Annotated in this window: 2 protein-coding genes and 1 pseudogene; all 3 read right to left on the bottom strand. The window is 67.5% G+C overall.

Translation table 11 applies throughout. The features are described 5' to 3' along the window. Positions 1-483, bottom strand: a pseudogene (locus tag LPN03_RS20570) (hypothetical protein); the annotation flags it as partial. A gap of 195 nt (positions 484-678) precedes the next feature. Further along, positions 679-1,785, bottom strand: coding sequence for a hypothetical protein (locus LPN03_RS20565; RefSeq protein ID WP_165181567.1), 1,107 nt, complete (start codon positions 1,783-1,785; stop codon positions 679-681). A gap of 4 nt (positions 1,786-1,789) precedes the next feature. Further along, positions 1,790-3,076, bottom strand: a 1,287-nt coding sequence (locus LPN03_RS20560; protein ID WP_262455734.1) for a hypothetical protein, incomplete at its 5' end; no start/stop codon positions are given.

Below are 3,076 nucleotides of genomic sequence, written 5' to 3'. Positions count from 1 at the left end.
TGCCGTGCCGGTTCCGGCGGCCCAGACCTTCCACTGGGAAAGGGTGCCGGATTCAAAGTTGTCGGCCAGCACGGTGGTTCCGGGGAAGCCGTTGGTGGGCTGCGCCGTGGCGGGCAGGCACGCAGGGGCGAGTGTGGCCTGCGCGGATGTGGCGCCAGCCTTCACGGTTGTTTTGGGCGCTGATGTGGGAGTTGGCGTGGGTGTTGGCTCGGGTGCCGGTGGCGACGTAGTGCTGGCCGGCGCGGTGGTGGCATTGGTAGTTGCCGGAGGCGTGGTCGGTGTTGCGCTGGCCGGGCTGGAAGCAGTTGGCGCCGTGGTGGCAGGAGTCGTGGCCGGGGGCGGCTGTGTGGCCACCGTTGCTGTCGGGCTGGCTCCGGGCGAGCTGCCGGGGGGCGGCGTGGCGGCTGTTGCCGCCAGGCCCGCCGTCAAGGCAAGCACCGCCGTCATCATCATGGTTCGGATGCCTGCTTTTGGCCTGTTCACAATGCCACCTCCATATAGCCGACGCCGTCCCCTTGGGCGCACGCCGCAGCCAGCGGGTGCCTTGCCCGCTTCGCCGATTGACCGGCGACGGGTGCCGCCAGCAGATAAAGAATTGTTCGACGGCGGCTGCCGGCCGCCGTCGTCCCGGCCGAAAGCCGGACCGGGGCCACACAGTCAGCCAGGCCGCGCACCGAGCTAAGCCCATTCATTGAGCAGCGCCTGGACGGTGGCGGTGACGTGGTCGCTGGCGCGGTCGGCGGACCAGTCCACCGGGATTTTCAGCACGTGGCACGGGATGCCGCCCAGCCCCCGGCGCACCACCTTGGCCTTGTCGGAGAAGTAGCGCTCCAGCGGGACCAGGCCGGTGGCGCCCAGGGCCTCGATCAGGCTCCGGGACACGCCGGGCAGCTCGGTGTGGAAGTTGCCCACGATGCGGGTGGTCAGCCAGTCGGCGCTGCGCGGCTCCAGCACGGCATCGAAACCTGAGTGCCGTTCCAGGAACAGGGCCACCCGGGTTGGTGCCTCGGTGGCAATGTTTTCGGCACCAAACGCCTCTTCCGGGGTGACCATGCGGTGCTCCGGGGACCAGTGCCTGGTGAACGCGGCCGTGCGGGGATAGCGGACGATCACAGGGTGGACAATGGTGGAAACCCTCTCCAGCGGCTTGGTCAACGCCTTCGGGACCAGCGGCTTGTGCGCGCCCTCGAAAAGCTGCGGGTAGATGGGCTGGTGGTGGGCCTTGATGAACATGGGCTTGGCGTATCCCAGGACGGTGCCGTCGGAGCGAAGGAACGCCCAGTCGTCCGCCATGAACTGCACGCCCTCAATCCGCACCAGCTTGGCCACGGTGCTCGTCTTGCCAACGCCGCCCCACGCCGGCATGAGCACGCCGGCGCCCCTGTAGTTCACGATGGCCGCATGCACCATGGCCGCGCCGTTCGCCACGCACAGCCGGTCCAGCAGCGGAATCACCGCCGTGAGCAGTTCGCCGCGGCCGGCAACAGTGAAGCCGGCGTCCGTTGCCGTCACCGTGACCCTGTCCCTCGGGAGGAACAGCGTGTCGTCGGAGTAGCGGTAGGCGTCCTCGGCGTGCGACGGGTTGATCAGCGGGAGCGTGGTTCCGGTGACCAGGATCCGGGTGTCCTCCTCCGCCCGGCGGGCCGTGTGGAACGGCCCCAGCATGTCCACCAGCTGGGGCGCGCCCGGCGTGCCGGGCACCACTTCGATCCCCACCAGTCCGTGGACGTCGAAGTGGGCGCCGGTGGAGACCGGTGATGGTGCTGCAAGCTGGCTCTGTGTCACGGGACTACTCCGCCTTGACGATAACGTCGTCAATGTTGATGGATGCCGGTTGCGGGGCATGCTCGGAACCCAACATCACCGTGGTGGCGTTGGTGGCCGAGGTGCTCACGGCGGTGGATGAGTACAGCAGGGCGTCGTTGAGCCAGATGCTGATGCTGGTGGCGGCCCCGTTGGGAATGACTTCCATTTGCACGTGCTGCCACGTGTCCAGCGGAATTGCGTAACTTGTCAGCCGCACGTAGGAGAAAGTGCCGGCCGGCGTCAACACCCGCAGCCACATTTGGCCCGTGGAGTTGTAGCGGTAGATGTCCGCGAAACGCGTGGCTCCGGTGAAGAAGCGGAAGTACGGGACGTCATTGCCCGTGGGCCCCTCAGCGGTGATGTTGAACCACCCGTCCACGTCCGACTGGACGGATCCGGCCGGCAGCTCGTGGGAGATGTTCGCCAGGGAGCCGGTGTTGTAGCTGGTGACCAGGCTGGCCGCCGTGGTGCCGTCGAACACGGTGCCCGTCTGGGTGCCGGCCGTGCCGTCGCCTCCCATGTGCACTGTCCACTTCGACAGGTTGCCGCACTCAAATCCGTCCGCGACCACCGTTTGCCCCGGCATGGTGTTGCTGGGCACGGCGGCGTCGCAGTTGTTCTGGACGGCAGTGGCGGCCTTGATCAGCACGTTGTCAAAGTACAAATCGCCCTGCTGGTTGGTGCTTTCACTGCCCATCATCACGGACGTGACAGGGACGGCGGGTCCGTTCACGCCGGTGCTGGAGTACACCAGGGAATCATCCAGCCACACCTCCACGGTGGTCGCCGTCCCATTGGGCAGCAAGGCGGCCTCCACATGGTGCCACGCGCTGAGGGACAGTGCCTGGGTGGTCAGCCGGGTTCGCACCCAGCCCGCGGTGGGGGAGAGCGTTTCCAGCCACAGCTGGCCGTTGCTGGCGTAGCGGTATACGGTGGCGATCCTCGTGCTGCCGTTGAAGAAGCGGAAGAACGGGTTCGAGGCCCCGGTGCCGGTGCCGGCCGTGGCGAGGTCGAAGTAGCCGTCTGTATACACTTCCGCCGTGCCCGCCGGGATGGCCGCGGACGCGTTGGCCAGCGACCCCTTCGTTGAGGTGGTGTGCAGGTAGCCGGCACAGCCGCCGGTGTAGACAGGGCTGCCCACCACGGTGGCCGTGCCGCTGCCGTTGGTCTGGACCGACCAATTTCCGAGCGACCCGGATTCCAGGTTGTCCGCCACCACTGTGCTGCCGGGGAAGTTGTTGGTGGGCGGCGGCGTCAGGGGTTGGCACGT

The organism is Arthrobacter sp. A2-55, from assembly GCF_025548615.1.
GTDB classification, from domain to species: domain Bacteria; phylum Actinomycetota; class Actinomycetes; order Actinomycetales; family Micrococcaceae; genus Specibacter; species Specibacter silviterrae.
Note: the sequence above shows the minus strand (reverse complement) of the source record. Positions and strands in the feature narration are given on the sequence as shown.